Raw genomic sequence first — 13,810 nt, 5'->3', positions numbered from 1 at the left:
GCCAGGAGGCGCTACTGATCCTCGTCGTCGGCCTTCGACTCGTCATCGGCGACAGGGATCGCATAGGAACCGGAAAGCCAGCGATTGAGGTCTACGTTGCGGCAGCGCTCGGAACAGAACGGATAGTGCTCGCGCACGGACGGGCGGCCGCATTCCGGGCAAGGTCGCGTCGCGCGCAGGGGTTCGACATTCGAACCGCTCTTTTTGCCTTCACCGCTCAATTCTCTTCAGCCTTCCAGCCAACGATTATGGACGTCATATCCTTCACCGATGAGAAGATTGACGGTTTCGTAGAGCGGCAAGCCTACCACATTGGTGTAGGAACCGACGAGCTTGACGACGAAACTGCCGGCAATACCCTGGATACCATAGCCGCCCGCCTTGCCGCGCCACTGACCGGAGGCGAGATAGCTTTCGATATCCTGGCCGGAAAGACGCTTGAAGCGCACCTTCGTATCAATGACTTTCTGGCGGAAGGTGCGGTCGGGGGTTACGAGACAGATGCCGGTATAGACGCGATGACTGCGCCCGGACAGGAGATGCAGCGCGCTCGACGCCTCGCTGACCAGCTCCGGCTTCGGGACAATGCGGCGGCCGACGCAGACGACGGTGTCGGCGGCGAGAATATAGCTGCCGTCCCAGCCGGGTTCGCCCTTGATCGCCGCCAGCGCCGCTTTCGCCTTCTCGGCTGACAGGCGCCGCGCCAATGAACGGGGATGTTCCGCGCGCTTCGGCGTCTCATCGAGGTCCATCGGCAACAGCCGCGCAGGTTCGATGCCCGCCTGCGCCAGAAGCTCCACGCGACGCGGCGATCCGGATGCCAGTATCAGTTTTTGGGTCACTGCCATCGAAGCGAGCCGTTATTTCCCGGGGTTGTAAGCGCTGCCGTCGCCGGGGGACCTACTTGAAGCGGTAGGTGATGCGGCCCTTCGTCAGATCGTAGGGGGTCATTTCGACGAGCACCTTGTCGCCGGCGAGAACGCGAATGCGGTTCTTGCGCATGCGGCCCGCCGTATGAGCGATAATCTCATGCTCGTTTTCGAGCTTCACACGAAAGGTCGCGTTGGGAAGCAATTCGGTGACCACGCCCGGAAATTCGAGGACTTCTTCTTTCGCCATGCAGGATTGTTCTTTCTCGTGTTCATTCGCGGATGCGCCACGCATCTTCGAAAAATTTGCCGGAAACTACACAATCGGCGAGGGTTTGTGAACCGCTTAGATCCGGCTTTTTCTGCAATTGTGCGGCATGCATCTCTAATCGGCATCATTGCGTTCGCCGGTTGGAACGAACGGGCAGTGCCTTGGACGGATCAGGCTTCCTTGCGGCGCGCCTGCTCGGCAGCCAAGCGACTGGTGATCAGGGCCGCCAGATGATCGCGGACAGCACGATAGGCCGCAACGATCTGCTCCCGCGTTCCCGTCGCAACCGTCGGATCCGGCGTCGGCCAGTAGACGACATCGACCGCCATGGACCGGGTCAATTCAAGCGCCACGTGATGGGCTTCCGGCGCAAGCGTCACGATGATGTCGAAGTAATCGTCCTCGAGTTCATCGAGGGTGCGCGGCTGATGGCGACCGATCGTCAGCCCGACTTCAGCGAGAACCACATCGACGAAGGGATCCCGCTCGCCTTGCCGCACGCCGGCGGATGCAACATAAGTACCTTTCGGCAGCGCTGCCTTGGCGAGCGCTTCCGCCATTGGCGAGCGGATGGCGTTCATGCCGCACATGAAGAGTATCGAGCGGGGCGTCTTCGATTGCGGCAAGGCGGTACCGGTCATATCGCCCCCGTCAACCACGCCAATAGAGCACACAGACCAATGTGAAGAGTCGCCGCGCCGTGTCGAAATCCAGCCTGATCTTGCCGGACAGGCGATCCATCAGCGTCTGCGACCCTTCGTTGTGGATGCCGCGGCGGCCCATGTCTATCGCTTCGATCTGGCTCGGCGTCGCCGAGCGGATCGCTGCGTAATAGCTTTCGCAAATCATGAAATAGTCCTTCACGATTCGCCGAAACGGCGTCAGCGACAGGATATGCGTGGCGACATCCTCTCCGCCATCCGTCGAAATCGCAAAGACGAGTTTCGAGTCCATCAGCGACAGGTTCAGCCGATAGGGACCACCGGGATGGCCGACGGGCTCGAAGAGATTTTCCTCGAGCAGATCGAAGATCGCAACCGCACGCTCGTGCTCCACGTCAGGCGTCGAGCGGCCGATCGTCTCGTCCAGCACGACATCGCAGAGACGCAGGTTGCGATCTGCTTTCATCCCTCGCCCCCGAGATTGAGGCGGATGGCGACGGATCGGGCATGGGCCTCGAGCCCTTCCGATCGCGCGAGCGCAATGGCTGCGGGACCGAGGGCGCGCAACTGATCCGCACCAAGCCGCAGGATCGAGGTGCGCTTCATATAGTCGAGCACGCCGAGACCGGAAGAAAAGCGCGCCGAGCGCGCCGTCGGCAGCACATGGTTGGAGCCGCCGACATAGTCGCCGATGACCTCGGGCGTGTGGCGGCCGATGAAGATGGCGCCGGCGTTGCGGATCTTCGGAACCATCGCGTCCGCATCCACCATCGCCAACTCCAGGTGCTCGGCGGCGATACGGTTGGCAAGCGGCACTGCCTTATCAAGATCCGGAACCTCTATGATGGCGCCGAAATCACGCCAGCTTGCGGCCGCGGTTTCGGCGCGCGGCAACGTCTTCAACTGCCGCTCGACCGCGGCTTCCACCGCAGCCCCGAAGGCCGCATCATCGGTAATCAGGATTGCCTGCGCCCCGGCATCGTGCTCGGCCTGCGCCAGGAGATCGGCCGCGATCCAGTCGGGGTCATTGCCGCCATCGGCGATCACCAGCACTTCCGAGGGGCCGGCGATCATGTCGATGCCGACAGTGCCGAAGACCTGCCGCTTGGCGGCCGCGACATAGGCGTTGCCCGGACCGACGATCTTCGCCACCGGCGCGATGGTCTCGGTCCCGTAAGCAAGGGCTGCGACGGCTTGGGCGCCGCCGACGCGATAAATTTCCTCGACACCGGCGAGACGCGCGGCCGCAAGCACCGCCGGGTTGATCGCGCCGCCGCTTGCGGGCACGACCATGACGATGCGTGGCACGCCGGCCACCTTAGCAGGCAGCGCATTCATGAGAACCGAACTCGGATAGCTTGCCGTGCCGCCCGGCACGTACAGCCCAACCGCGTCGATCGCCGTCCAGCGCGAGCCGAGCCCGACGCCCATCCCGTCCTCGTAGATATCGTCCTTCGGCAATTGCCTGCGGTGATGCGACTCGATCCGGGTCGCGGCAATCTTGAGGGCGCCGAGAACCTCCGGCGCGACTGCGTCGATCGCCGCATCGATCTCGGCCGCGCTGACGGCCATGGCAGTCGTGCCGAAATCGATGCCATCGAAGCGGGCCGAGTATTCGGCTAGGGCCGCATCGCCCCGCGCGCGAACATCATCGATGATGGCGCGTACGGCAGCATTGACGTCTTCCGAAACTTCCCGCTTGGTTGTCAAAAACGCGGCAAATGCCTGTTCGAAGCCGCTGTCGAGATAGTTCAGCCTGATTGCCAATGCGAGATATCCTTTTGGTGATGGCCGGTAAGGTGCTCAAGCGCCTTCGGGATGCCGGGGCTTGAATGCGGTTTCCCACGCCCCGCCCGTGTCGGCAAGCTGCGCCTCGATGCATTCAACGTCGAGCATGATCGATGCCTCGCCGGCCAGCACCAGTTCGATCGTGCCTTCCGGCCCTTCGCCCTTGACCGAGAAGCGCAGAGCCAGGAGGTCGAGAACCGCTTCCACATCCGCTCGGTCGAAACCAATGGAACGCACGGCGATCACGCGCTTGAACGAGAGTACGGCCCGGCGCCGCTCGAAGTTACGGCGCTTGCCTTCCGCATTCTCCCAGACGAACCGGTTGACGACCAGGAAGAGCTGCCCGCGACGGGCGTCATAGGAAATGCCCGCCACCTTGAAGACTGCGTCCTGCACATGCGCGGAAACGACGCCAAGGTCTTCCTCGTCGAGTGCCAGCAGCTTCAGAGCGTCCATGCGAGCCATCCTGTAATTTCGCGTCATATTTTGCGCTGCAATCGCAATGGACATAAGACGTTGCGCCCGAAACCGCAACGGTTTCAGGCGCGCTACAGAGACCTTTGTGTGTCTTTTCATACGCGCAAAGATGTCTGCAGTACTTTGAATTACTGCATGTTTTTATCCCTGTATCGGCTCCGATTGAGGAAACATGCAGCAGAGCGAGACGAAGAAGCGCGGGAAGCGGTTTTCCACCCGCGTCCCGCGCCAGTTGCCTGAAATCGACACCGTCTCATGATCCTGCATAAGACCGCCCGTGAAGGTCAGTCGCTGACGCGCTCGACATGCGCACCGCAACGGGTGAGTTTTGCTTCCAGCCGCTCGAAGCCGCGATCAAGATGATAGACGCGTGAAACCATCGTTTCGCCCTCGGCCGCGAGCCCGGCGATGACCAGTGAGACGGAGGCACGCAGATCCGTCGCCATCACGGGCGCACCCTTCAACCGGCCAACCCCTTCGATCTTCGCCGTCTGCCCGGAAAGCGAGATCTTCGCACCGAGCCGTGCCAGTTCCTGCACGTGCATGAAGCGGTTTTCGAAGATCGTTTCGGTGATGTGGGAAACACCGCTCGACTTGGTCATCAGCCCCATGAACTGGGCCTGCAGGTCGGTCGGGAAGCCCGGGAAAGGATCGGTCACGATGTCCACCGGCTTGATGCCGGCACCGTTGCGAACGACGCGAATGCCACTGTTCGTCTGGCTGATCTCCGCACCCGCCCGGCGGATCGCCTCGAGTGCCGTTTCGAGAAGCGAGGCGTCGGTATCCTCGAGAATGACGTCGCCGCCGGTCATCGCGACAGCCATGGCGTAAGTGCCGGTCTCGATGCGGTCAGGCAGCACGCGATGGCGGGCACCGGAAAGCGAGCGCACACCCTCGATGGTGATCGTGCTCGTGCCCTGACCGCTGATCTTCGCACCCATGGCGTTGAGGCACTTGGCGAGATCGACGACCTCCGGCTCGCGCGCGGCATTGCCGAGCACCGTCGTGCCATTCGCAAGCGTCGCGGCCATCATCAATACATGTGTCGCACCGACAGAGACCTTTGGAAAGACATAGCGCGCACCGATCAGCCCGCCTTCGGGGGCCTTCGCGTTGACGTAGCCGCCGTCGATCTCGATATTGGCACCGAGCGCGGCCAATCCCTCGATAAAGAGATCGACGGGTCTGGTGCCAATGGCGCAGCCGCCCGGCAGCGACACGCGCGCCTTGCCTTCGCGGGCAAGCAGCGGCCCGATGACCCAGAAACTCGCGCGCATCTTCGACACGAGTTCATAGGGCGCGGTCGTGTCGACAATGTTGCGGCTCGTAAAGTGGATCGTGCGCGCATAGCTTTCGCCCTGGCGCTCGCGCCGGCCGTTGACGGAAATATCGGCGCCATGATTACCGAGGATGCGGATCAGCTGCTCGACATCGGCCAGGTGCGGCACGTTTTCCAGCGTCAGCGTATCGTCGGTGAGAAGCGACGCAATCATCAGCGGCAGGGCCGCATTCTTGGCGCCGGAAATGGGGATGACCCCACGAAGTTCTTTACCGCCTACAATCCTGATGCGATCCATGAGGCCTCTTGAACGGGCTCAAGCCCGCCTTTCCAAAAATTCAGTGTTGTTTGAAGGCGTCTCTTTATTGGAGATGCCATGAAATTAGAAGTGCCTTGAAATTGCGGGTCCACGGGAGACAAGCAAGGAATCCCGGAAGAAACCGCGACGATCGTCCCATCCCTCTCTAATCGTCCGATTCGTTCGTTTTTGCGGCAGGCAATCCCGACGTCTCGTCGGCCGCGCCCGCGCGGCGCGCGCGCATCTGCTGCTTGCGGCGCTGGAGATTGTCGCGCAAGTTCTTTGCCAGCCGAGACCGCTTGGCATCTGCCTCGGCGGTGCGCCCGGCGCCCTTTCCCGGCTTCGGCCCGTGCTGCCTGTCGTCATCGTTCTGCATGGCCATGCATTAGCGCAAAATCGGGCGCTTCGAAAGCAGCAGGGCGATTTCCGAGGGATCGGGCCAAAAACTTCCAAATGCGGCTTGCGCTCGCCCCAAAGCTATGGCAATAGGCGCCTCGCTTGATGCGGCTTGTCACGAACCGGCCGCCGGATGCTGCTATAGCTCAGGGGTAGAGCACTCCCTTGGTAAGGGAGAGGCCGAGAGTTCAAATCTCTCTAGCAGCACCAGTTTTTCAGGCTTTCAATCAGTAACTATGATACCAATCTGCACTGCTTTCAGCAGCAGACCGGCACAGATCCGCCATAGCCTGTTCTGCAGGTCCTCATGCGGGCGGGATCAAGCCCGCGCGCCATCCACACGCCTAAAAGATGCGTCCGAACAGAGCGGAATAGACAATCACAGCTATCGCGAGCGTAAATGCAAGCGAGACGTACAGGCGTGTGAAATCGTAGGTATAGAATCGAGCGGGGATAAGATTTTTCATAGCGATCTCCTAATTTCCATTTGGTTTGACGCGGCAAAGGTCCCCACGACAAAACCGATCGCACAGGCTCTTTCGAGAATTTGGTCGAATGTCATGATTTCATTTCGGTTAAATCTGGTGACTATCGGGATCGTTGCGGGCCCGCCCCCTTGGATCATGAGCCAATGGCAATCCAGATTTTTCATCCTGCGCTTTAAAATAATTATTGTAAATAAACAATCCGCAAAGCCATCCGAAAAATACATTCCATTTAATTGACGTGCCTTGTATTTAGTGTAAATCCGACATTAGCAGAACATTATTAGATTTGTGGATTTACGTCGTCACATCCTATCGTATCTTTTTTACATCACCCGATTTTCTTGTCGGATCATCTCAGTAAAGCCTTAATCTTTGGATGTATGGATTCAACATCGTCCTTGGCCAGCTTGGCTTGTCGCCTCGTCAGAGGCTTCACACTCGTCAAACTCGCCGATCATCGATCCTTCAATTCTTCAAAAGCCAGCAAGCCGTAGTGGGCTTCCGTCCCGCTCGAAGGTGCCAGGGCCATCGCGGCAGCCATTCGCGCTCCAACAGGCCCAACCGGCCCGATTTTGGCTTAATCTTGCGAACCGCGTTCGCAAAAGGAGGCAACATGTTTGCCCGAACGAAATCTCGAACTGTCCATTTCGATGAACCATTTAGAGTTCCCGATATCGACCAGGTGGTGCCGGCCGGTGACTACGAGGTCGACGAGGACGAGGAACTGATCGAAGGCATTTCCTGGCTCGCCTACCGCCGCGTGGCAACCTTCATCAAGTTGCCGGCGACGATTGAGAACAAATTCCAAACGCGCCTGATTGCGATCGATCCTGAGGAACTTGAACGCCTCATCACAGCAGATCGCCGCAAACACGCAACCTCGTCGCCACCCAAACCTTAAAGGCAACAGTCGATGCGCAACCATCGCTTCCCAATTGGCTTGTCCGTTCGCCTCAGAGACCGACGGAATCTCTCACCCCTTGCAGCTGAGACCTATCGCATCACCGCCAAGCTCCCACTGAGGGACAACTGGCCTCAATATCGCATCCAGAATGATGAACTCGGGCAGGAGCGCGTGAGCACAGAGGACAATCTGGAGCCAATAGAATGGGGCATGACGCCTCATCCGTGAGGCCAATGCGTGCTTTCGCTCTTGCGGAAGCATTGCCACGAGGCGAACGGCTCTGAAACATTGGAGCACAGAAGAATGCAGCGCGAGCTCTCCACGCGCTCAACAGGCATGAGTTGGCGGCAGATGTTTAGCAGCTGCGGCCACCATAGCCGGCAGCAAAACGAAAAAGGGAGAAAACCATGAAATCGTATATCGGAAGTTTCGGATATCAATTCAGGCTTGTTGAATTCATGATCCGATCATCGCTTGCAGTTTCGCTGGGGATCATCGCCTATGTCACGTTCTATGGAGTTTTCTGGTGACAGCCCGTCGCTGACCGCGGATGAATCCGAATGATCTTGCCTAATGACTCGCGCTTCTGTCGGATAAGCGTAGACTATTCCCACCATCGGCTTAGTGATACGGGCACCGATGGCCGGAAGATCGTAGCGCTTTCGCCCTGATGAGGAAGGGCGCCATGCTTGCTCTTGAAATCGCAATCACACGATCCCCCATTTATCCCGCTCAGCTGGTGCAGCTGCGGAGGGTCTTTGACGACGAACTTATGCGCCGTGGATGGCCGCGGCGTGGCGACCGCGCGGAGAACCTCGCAAGCCGGATCTTTCACCTTTACCAATCAGGGGTTCGTTCGACACACGCACTTCACGAGAGGCTTAGGGAAAACGAGCCGTGATTTGCAAGCGCCGCCGCTTCATGCCCCCGAGAACGCAATGATGCTTCTATGTCGGCGGGGCTGTTTTTCTATGCAACAATAGGCGGACGAACATGGTCTACGGTAGGGTCGGCAGACGCTCGCGGCGCTTCCATGTCGTAAGATTCCTCGTGGCGCTGCTGGTGCCAGTAATCTTGCTCGGATCCGCGATTGCGGCCGCCGAATGGGCATCTACCATGTAGCGAGCACTCCCGCGGCGCACGAGCGCCCGTTGCGTTCACGCGCTCCCCTTTGAGAAACCTCTACCAAACGCTCCGCGCGTCGCTTAAGCTTCTTCTTATGGACGCTCAGAGATACGACCTGAAAGAGGAACCGGACGGCTCCTGGACGGTGATCGACAAGGAAACCGGGCAGACGGCGGAGCTGAACGGCGAACGGCTTGCGCACCTCAGCCTTCAACTGGCAAACGAATACCTGCCGCTTTTGAAACTGCGGGATACCGTTTCCGGCTTGATCAGGAAACCCGGTGACGAGGGGCCGGCCTGAAATCGGCTAGCTGCGCCAGAAGCTGGTCGCAGGTGCACTTTTTCCTGCCCATCAGGTCCAGGATACGACGGGCGGCCTCGTTGGCCTCCACACCGTCCCTTCCGACGTTATGCAGAGCGCACCAGACATCCAGCGCCCCGCGCATGACATCGACATCATCCGGTGAATAGGCTTGACGCACGAACCCCTCCCAAGGTGGTACCTCAATCCGCTCATCATGGGGCATTTCGGGGCAAATTCAAGAAAATAGTGAGGTACCCCAATAAGTCATACCAATGGGGAGAGCGAGTTCACGCTCGACGTGCAACCATGACCTTAAAGCACTCGCTGGAAGGGCAACTGAGGCAACTTGAGAACGTGGTGCGAACCCCCGTTTTCACCACGTGTCGACGCCCAATCATCAATCGAGAATTCAGCCGCGGAACCTCTCGGAAGGAACGCTGCGACCTTAACGCAAGCTTAAGATTCTATCGCTAGATCTGACAATGCGATGATGGACAATCGCAATGCCTAAATCCCCTTTTTGAAAACCGGCGCTTGCCGGTTTCTTTTTTTGGGCGAGATCAGACCTTGACGGTCTGTTCGACGAAGTCCTCGGTTCCGAAGAATTTCAGATATCGCTGCACTTCGGCAGGGTCTCCGGTCGCCTTGCGCGGATTGTCCGAAAGTTTGACCGCGGGCCGGCCATTGGCTTCGCTCACCTTGCACACGATCGATATCGGGTTGAGGCCGCTGATTTCCGTCGGCGCGCAGCCGGCAAAATCGTTGGTCAGGTTCGTCCCCCAACCGAAACTCATGCGTACGCGACCCTCGAAATGGCGATAGGTCTTGATGATCGTGTCGACGTCGAGGCCGTCGGAGAAGATCAGCAGCTTTTCCCGCGGGTCGCGCCCCATCTTCTTCCACCAGGCGATGATCTTTTCGCCGCCTTCGATCGGCGGCGCGCTATCCGGCCGAAAGCCGGTCCAGTTCGCCACCCAATTCGGCGCATTGCGCAGGAATGCCGCTGTGCCGAAGGAATCCGGCAGCACGATCAGCAAATTGCCGCCGTAGAGCTGATTCCAGTCCTGCAGGACCTTGTAGGGTGCGGCGGCAAGCTCCTTGTCGTTGCGGGCAAGAGCCGCCGCCACCATCGGCAGTTCGTGCGCATTGGTACCGAGCGCCTCGAGATCCGTATCCATGGCGAGCAGCACGTTACTGGAGCCGGAGAACGAGCCGCCGATCCCTTCCTTCAGCGCCTCCACACACCACCGCTGCCACAGAAAACTGTGCCGCCGGCGCGTGCCGAAATCGGAAATGCGCAGGTCGGGATATTGCCGCAACTGCTCGACCTTCGACCACATCTTCGCCTTGGCGCGTGCATAGAGCACGTCCAGCGTGAACGGACCGAGACCCTTCATCGCGGCGCGAGAGCGCAGCTCGTTGATGATCGCCAGCGCCGGGATTTCCCACATCGTCGTCTCGACCCAGCGGCCGCGAAAGATCAGTTCGAACTGACCGTCGCGGCGCGACAGCTCGTATTCGGGCAGACGGAACTTGCCGAGCCAGGCGAGGAATTCTGGCGAGAAGATCTGCTTGCGCCCGTAGAACGTGTTACCGGCAAGCCAGATCATTTCTTTCTTGGTGAAACGCAGGGTCCGCGCGTGATCGAGCTGGCCGCGCAGTTCCTGTTCGTCGATTTCCTCGGCGAGCCGCACGGTCTTGGTGCGGTTGATCAGCGAAAACGTGGCGTCGACATCCCGATAGAGCTGCCAGATCATCTGCAGCATCAGGAGCTTGTAGAAATCCGTATCCAAAAGACTGCGGATGATCGGATCGAGCTTCCAGGTATGGTTATAGACCCGCCGCGCGATATCGGTCTTTGGCATCTGCGACTACGCTCCTTCTGGATCACTCCTGCATGTTTCCTTAAATCGAAGCCGATTCAAGGGTAAAAACATGCGACAATTCAAAGTGCTACAGCGACCCTGTGCGTCTCGAAAACGCATGGAGCTGTAGTGGACTCCGCCCAAGCAACCTTCTGATCGATTTTGCAAGTCGGGCTCCGGTGCGGCTAGATCAGCGCAACGCCCGCATCGCGCATGCGCTGGGTCATCGCAGCGAGTGATCCGCTCAGATCGATGCCGCGACAGGCGTCAAGCACGACCGAGGCCGAAAAGCCCTGGGCCACGGCATCGAGGGCCGAGAAGGCAACGCAGAAATCGGTCGCGAGCCCGCAAAGCGTCACTCTGCCGATGCCGCGCTCGCGCAAGTAGCCGCCGAGGCCGGTCGGCGTGCGGTGATCGTTCTCGAAAAAGGCGGAGCAGCTGTCGATGTCCCTACGGAACCCTTTGCGGACCACCAATTCCGCCGTGGTCCATTCGAGACCGGGATGGAATTCAGCGCCCCGGCTGCCCTGAACGCAATGATCCGGCCAGAGGGTCTGCTCGCCGTAAGGCATCGTCACGGTCGCGAAGGGAGCCTTGCCGGGATGGCTGGAGGCGAAGCTGGAGTGCCCGGCAGGGTGCCAGTCCTGAGTGAGGATGACATGGGCGGATTGCTGAATGAGGCGATTGACTACCGGTATGATTTCATCGCCGCCGGCAACCGCAAGGGCGCCGCCGGGGCAGAAATCGTTCTGCACATCGATGACGATCAGGGCTTCGTCAGCCATTGGGCCTCCTCGCGTCCGATCGGCCTGCGCCGACCATCAGCAAAATCGATTTAAACCGAAGATCAATCACAGAATTTGCTCGACAGCAAGCAGCTTCGCTTCCCGCCGAGCTTCGTCAGTTCTGCAGATCGTCCAGGTTGTCCGCGAGGTTGACGCCGGTATTCGCGATGCCGATCGGCCGCGCCACGAAGTCGAGGAATTTCGCAATGTCGACAGAGGGATGACGCGACGCGTAGATCACGTCACGATTCTTGATCGGGAAGGTCTGCCCGACGATCAGGCTATCCGGATTGGTCATGTTGAAACGATAGACGATCGGATAGCGGCCGACGCTGTCGGGCTTCATGCCTTTGCTCAGCATCGTGTTGAACCGCTCCCTTCCGAGCAGGCTCATGACGATATCCGGCTCTTCGTAACGGAAGACGAAATAGCCCTTCGCATCGACTGTCCGGTCGGCGCCGCCACCCGCAAGTGCGACGGCTTCGAGCAGGTTCAGGTCATTGGCGCCGAACTCGACGCGCTGGTTGGCCCTGACCTGGCCGAGGATCGTGAACGTGCGCGGATCCCGGGTGACGAAGACCTGGTCGCCCGGCTTGACGTGAATGTTCTCTGAGGGGTTTTCGATGATCGATTTCAAGAGGACCGTACCGGTCTTCTTGCCGCGCACGAGCGTGACGTAGGTCTCGTAAGGCTGTGCCGACGGACCGCCGGCCTTGGCGATGACTTCGTTTATCGACTCGCTGACGAGATTCAAGGGCACGACCGACGGACGACCGACGGCGCCGGAAACCGTGACGATGCGCGATGCCGTGGACGTGCTCGTCACGATCACATCGGGCTCCACGGCCTTCTGCTTCAGCGCTTCCAGAATCGCCTGGCGTGCCTGCTCGAGCGTCAAGCCTGTAAAACGGACCGGACCAACATAGGGAATGGCTGCCTTACCGTCAGGCTGGACGACCAGATCGATGTTGGTCTGCTTGGATTCCGTGGTGGAAAACAGGCCGTCGCTGCCCGCCTCGAAGATCGATACCTTCAGCTGGTCGCCAACACCGATGACGACCTGGCCGACGCCGCCGCCAATGCCGAAGCGACGGCTGAGCGTCGTCGAGACATAGTCAGAAACCAACCGTGCGGATTGGCCATCAACGTCGACGATGTCAAAGACGGTCGCATTCTTTCTGCCGATCTGCGCACCGGATTGCCCGGCATCCGCGACGATATCGGTTGTCAGAGGGCCTTCTCCCGGCACGGCCTGACATCCCGCAAGCGCGGTGCAAAGCAGAAGGGCAGTCACTCGTTTCACTACGACACTCCATATTCGGCACAGCAATGACTCTAATACTGATCTGCACCGTATGTTTTCCGGCAGGGAATCCGCCGGTCACTGCAAAGCACAATCGCCGTTCCACAACAAGCCACCTCACCGCCGGGCAGCCAAAATATTCGGCACTGCGCCTTTCCGGTCATACCTCCTCGACATTGGTTACGATCCGTCGCCGTAATTGTCTGGATGGGCCCTCACGACCTGTGTATCTAAGCCTTTGGGGTTGAAAGCTAGGTACTTTGAGTTAAAAGCTCACTAATACAGCGGGGACGGCTGGACGAATAAATTCGGGGAAAATAACAAATCGGTAATCTTGCCAATTGCAATTTACGTTTGGCACGGCAATTGGCTAGGACAATTTTAACGGCAGTTTAGAGCGTTCGATCATACATGACTGTTGAAATCATAGGGCGTGCATGCCTCGCCCCCGGAGCGAAATCGCCTGAGGCGCTGTTTAAGGTTCTTCGTCAGGGCAAATGCACCGTGTCCAGCGTTCCCACGGACCGTTGGGACTTGGCGCGTTTTTGGCATCCCGTCATGGGCGTGCAGGGCAAGACCTATTCTTTTGCTGCCGGCGTGCTTGATGAAATCTATGATTTCGATCCTGCTGTCTTCGGCATGTCCCAGCGCGAAGCCATGTATATGGATCCGCAGCAGCGTGTGCTGCTGCAACTCGCCTGGCGCGCACTCGAGGATGCCAATATCTCTATTGCATCCCTCCATGGCGAGAATGTCGGCGTTTATGTCGGCGCGTCGAGCCTCGACCACGCCAACCTGACGGTCGAAGATCCGGCCGCCGCCGGTCCATATTTCATGACCGGCAACACGCTGTCGATCGTTTCCAACCGCATTTCCCACATCTTCGGGTTGAGCGGCCCGAGCATGACGGTGGACACCGCCTGCTCCTCTTCTCTCGTTGCGCTCGACCAGGCGATGCGGGCGCTCAACGCCGGCGAGATCGATACGGCGATCGTC

19 protein-coding genes and 1 tRNA gene are annotated in these 13,810 nt (G+C 59.3%); 6 read left to right on the top strand and 14 right to left on the bottom strand.

Going from position 1 to position 13,810, the window contains the following annotated elements; translation table 11 throughout:
• Positions 1 to 11 precede the first annotated feature (11 nt).
• The 9 genes from yacG to QN224_RS02690 form a co-directional block, all read right to left on the bottom strand.
• Complete coding sequence (gene yacG, locus QN224_RS02730; protein WP_283975451.1) at positions 12 to 221, bottom strand: DNA gyrase inhibitor YacG; 210 nt, start codon at positions 219 to 221, stop codon at positions 12 to 14.
• 6 nt (positions 222 to 227) lie between these two features.
• Positions 228 to 848 (bottom strand): Maf-like protein, encoded by a 621-nt coding sequence (locus QN224_RS02725; protein ID WP_173510938.1) that lies wholly within the window; start codon positions 846 to 848, stop codon positions 228 to 230.
• A gap of 52 nt (positions 849 to 900) precedes the next feature.
• Positions 901 to 1,119 (bottom strand): translation initiation factor IF-1, encoded by a 219-nt coding sequence (gene infA / locus QN224_RS02720; protein WP_004435948.1) that lies wholly within the window; start codon positions 1,117 to 1,119, stop codon positions 901 to 903.
• A gap of 191 nt (positions 1,120 to 1,310) precedes the next feature.
• Complete coding sequence (locus QN224_RS02715; RefSeq protein WP_283975450.1) at positions 1,311 to 1,781, bottom strand: low molecular weight phosphatase family protein; 471 nt, start codon at positions 1,779 to 1,781, stop codon at positions 1,311 to 1,313.
• 10 nt (positions 1,782 to 1,791) lie between these two features.
• A complete protein-coding gene (locus QN224_RS02710; protein ID WP_173510940.1) occupies positions 1,792 to 2,268 on the bottom strand; it encodes a UPF0262 family protein in 477 nt (158 codons plus the stop codon).
• Positions 2,265 to 3,569: a histidinol dehydrogenase gene (hisD, locus tag QN224_RS02705; RefSeq protein WP_283975449.1), complete on the bottom strand. Its 1,305-nt coding sequence runs from the start codon at positions 3,567 to 3,569 to the stop codon at positions 2,265 to 2,267. Before hisD ends, QN224_RS02710 begins: the two co-directional genes overlap by 4 nt.
• 36 nt (positions 3,570 to 3,605) lie before the next feature.
• A complete protein-coding gene (locus tag QN224_RS02700) occupies positions 3,606 to 4,046 on the bottom strand; it encodes a DUF2948 family protein (RefSeq protein ID WP_283975448.1) in 441 nt (146 codons plus the stop codon).
• A gap of 305 nt (positions 4,047 to 4,351) precedes the next feature.
• A complete protein-coding gene (gene murA / locus QN224_RS02695; RefSeq protein ID WP_283975447.1) occupies positions 4,352 to 5,644 on the bottom strand; it encodes a UDP-N-acetylglucosamine 1-carboxyvinyltransferase in 1,293 nt (430 codons plus the stop codon).
• 166 nt (positions 5,645 to 5,810) lie between these two features.
• Positions 5,811 to 6,026, bottom strand: a complete 216-nt coding sequence (locus QN224_RS02690) for a hypothetical protein (RefSeq protein ID WP_283975446.1) — start codon at positions 6,024 to 6,026, stop codon at positions 5,811 to 5,813.
• A gap of 149 nt (positions 6,027 to 6,175) precedes the next feature.
• Between QN224_RS02690 and QN224_RS02685 the strand changes: the two genes are divergently transcribed.
• Positions 6,176 to 6,250: transfer RNA gene (locus QN224_RS02685), tRNA-Thr, on the top strand.
• A 134-nt stretch (positions 6,251 to 6,384) separates the two neighbouring features.
• On the opposite strand, the gene QN224_RS02680 is transcribed toward QN224_RS02685, so the two are convergent.
• Positions 6,385 to 6,507 (bottom strand): hypothetical protein, encoded by a 123-nt coding sequence (locus QN224_RS02680; protein WP_283975445.1) that lies wholly within the window; start codon positions 6,505 to 6,507, stop codon positions 6,385 to 6,387.
• Positions 6,508 to 7,141: 634 nt separating this feature from the next.
• Between QN224_RS02680 and QN224_RS02675 the strand changes: the two genes are divergently transcribed.
• The 4 genes from QN224_RS02675 (at position 7,142) to QN224_RS02660 (ending at position 8,858) form a co-directional block, all read left to right on the top strand.
• On the top strand, positions 7,142 to 7,429 hold the full coding sequence (locus tag QN224_RS02675) for a hypothetical protein (protein ID WP_283975444.1): 288 nt from the start codon (positions 7,142 to 7,144) through the stop codon (positions 7,427 to 7,429).
• 12 nt (positions 7,430 to 7,441) lie between these two features.
• Entirely contained in the window at positions 7,442 to 7,660 is a 219-nt protein-coding gene (locus QN224_RS02670; protein WP_283975443.1) for a hypothetical protein, read from the top strand.
• Positions 7,661 to 7,839: 179 nt separating this feature from the next.
• Positions 7,840 to 7,962 (top strand): hypothetical protein, encoded by a 123-nt coding sequence (locus QN224_RS02665; protein WP_269278413.1) that lies wholly within the window; start codon positions 7,840 to 7,842, stop codon positions 7,960 to 7,962.
• A gap of 689 nt (positions 7,963 to 8,651) precedes the next feature.
• A complete protein-coding gene (locus tag QN224_RS02660) occupies positions 8,652 to 8,858 on the top strand; it encodes a hypothetical protein (RefSeq protein WP_283975442.1) in 207 nt (68 codons plus the stop codon).
• On the opposite strand, the gene QN224_RS02655 is transcribed toward QN224_RS02660, so the two are convergent.
• From QN224_RS02655 to QN224_RS02640, 4 genes are all read right to left on the bottom strand, one after another.
• Positions 8,827 to 9,039: a hypothetical protein gene (locus QN224_RS02655; protein ID WP_269278423.1), complete on the bottom strand. Its 213-nt coding sequence runs from the start codon at positions 9,037 to 9,039 to the stop codon at positions 8,827 to 8,829. The two genes, QN224_RS02660 and QN224_RS02655, sit on opposite strands and share 32 nt — an antisense overlap.
• 382 nt (positions 9,040 to 9,421) lie before the next feature.
• The gene (pncB, locus tag QN224_RS02650) at positions 9,422 to 10,726 is read right to left on the bottom strand and encodes a nicotinate phosphoribosyltransferase (RefSeq protein WP_283975441.1); all 1,305 of its coding nucleotides are present in this window, start codon (positions 10,724 to 10,726) and stop codon (positions 9,422 to 9,424) included.
• A gap of 185 nt (positions 10,727 to 10,911) precedes the next feature.
• Positions 10,912 to 11,511: a bifunctional nicotinamidase/pyrazinamidase gene (pncA, locus tag QN224_RS02645; RefSeq protein WP_283975440.1), complete on the bottom strand. Its 600-nt coding sequence runs from the start codon at positions 11,509 to 11,511 to the stop codon at positions 10,912 to 10,914.
• A 115-nt stretch (positions 11,512 to 11,626) separates the two neighbouring features.
• Positions 11,627 to 12,814: a polysaccharide biosynthesis/export family protein gene (locus QN224_RS02640; protein WP_283975439.1), complete on the bottom strand. Its 1,188-nt coding sequence runs from the start codon at positions 12,812 to 12,814 to the stop codon at positions 11,627 to 11,629.
• Positions 12,815 to 13,225: 411 nt separating this feature from the next.
• Between QN224_RS02640 and QN224_RS02635 the strand changes: the two genes are divergently transcribed.
• A partial coding sequence (locus QN224_RS02635; RefSeq protein ID WP_283975438.1) for a polyketide synthase occupies positions 13,226 to 13,810 on the top strand: 585 nt, incomplete at its 3' end.

Origin of the sequence: Sinorhizobium sp. 7-81 (genome assembly GCF_030124405.1) — a bacterium.
Lineage (GTDB): Bacteria > Pseudomonadota > Alphaproteobacteria > Rhizobiales > Rhizobiaceae > Sinorhizobium > Sinorhizobium psoraleae.
The sequence above is the reverse complement of the archived record's forward strand: the minus strand, read 5'-3'. Positions and strand labels throughout refer to the sequence as shown.

What these genes read in the sequence shown, in the direction of transcription:
- QN224_RS02725 (WP_173510938.1), bottom strand. Translation starts at nt 848, where the DNA reads ATGGCAGTGACCCAAAAACTGATACTGGCATCCGGATCGCCGCGTCGC.
- infA (WP_004435948.1), bottom strand. Translation starts at nt 1,119, where the DNA reads ATGGCGAAAGAAGAAGTCCTCGAATTTCCGGGCGTGGTCACCGAATTG.
- QN224_RS02715 (WP_283975450.1), bottom strand. Translation starts at nt 1,781, where the DNA reads ATGACCGGTACCGCCTTGCCGCAATCGAAGACGCCCCGCTCGATACTC.
- QN224_RS02710 (WP_173510940.1), bottom strand. Translation starts at nt 2,268, where the DNA reads ATGAAAGCAGATCGCAACCTGCGTCTCTGCGATGTCGTGCTGGACGAG.
- QN224_RS02700 (WP_283975448.1), bottom strand. Translation starts at nt 4,046, where the DNA reads ATGGACGCTCTGAAGCTGCTGGCACTCGACGAGGAAGACCTTGGCGTC.
- murA (WP_283975447.1), bottom strand. Translation starts at nt 5,644, where the DNA reads ATGGATCGCATCAGGATTGTAGGCGGTAAAGAACTTCGTGGGGTCATC.
- QN224_RS02690 (WP_283975446.1), bottom strand. Translation starts at nt 6,026, where the DNA reads ATGGCCATGCAGAACGATGACGACAGGCAGCACGGGCCGAAGCCGGGA.
- QN224_RS02680 (WP_283975445.1), bottom strand. Translation starts at nt 6,507, where the DNA reads ATGAAAAATCTTATCCCCGCTCGATTCTATACCTACGATTTCACACGC.
- QN224_RS02675 (WP_283975444.1), top strand. Translation starts at nt 7,142, where the DNA reads ATGTTTGCCCGAACGAAATCTCGAACTGTCCATTTCGATGAACCATTT.
- QN224_RS02670 (WP_283975443.1), top strand. Translation starts at nt 7,442, where the DNA reads ATGCGCAACCATCGCTTCCCAATTGGCTTGTCCGTTCGCCTCAGAGAC.
- QN224_RS02665 (WP_269278413.1), top strand. Translation starts at nt 7,840, where the DNA reads ATGAAATCGTATATCGGAAGTTTCGGATATCAATTCAGGCTTGTTGAA.
- QN224_RS02660 (WP_283975442.1), top strand. Translation starts at nt 8,652, where the DNA reads ATGGACGCTCAGAGATACGACCTGAAAGAGGAACCGGACGGCTCCTGG.
- pncB (WP_283975441.1), bottom strand. Translation starts at nt 10,726, where the DNA reads ATGCCAAAGACCGATATCGCGCGGCGGGTCTATAACCATACCTGGAAG.
- pncA (WP_283975440.1), bottom strand. Translation starts at nt 11,511, where the DNA reads ATGGCTGACGAAGCCCTGATCGTCATCGATGTGCAGAACGATTTCTGC.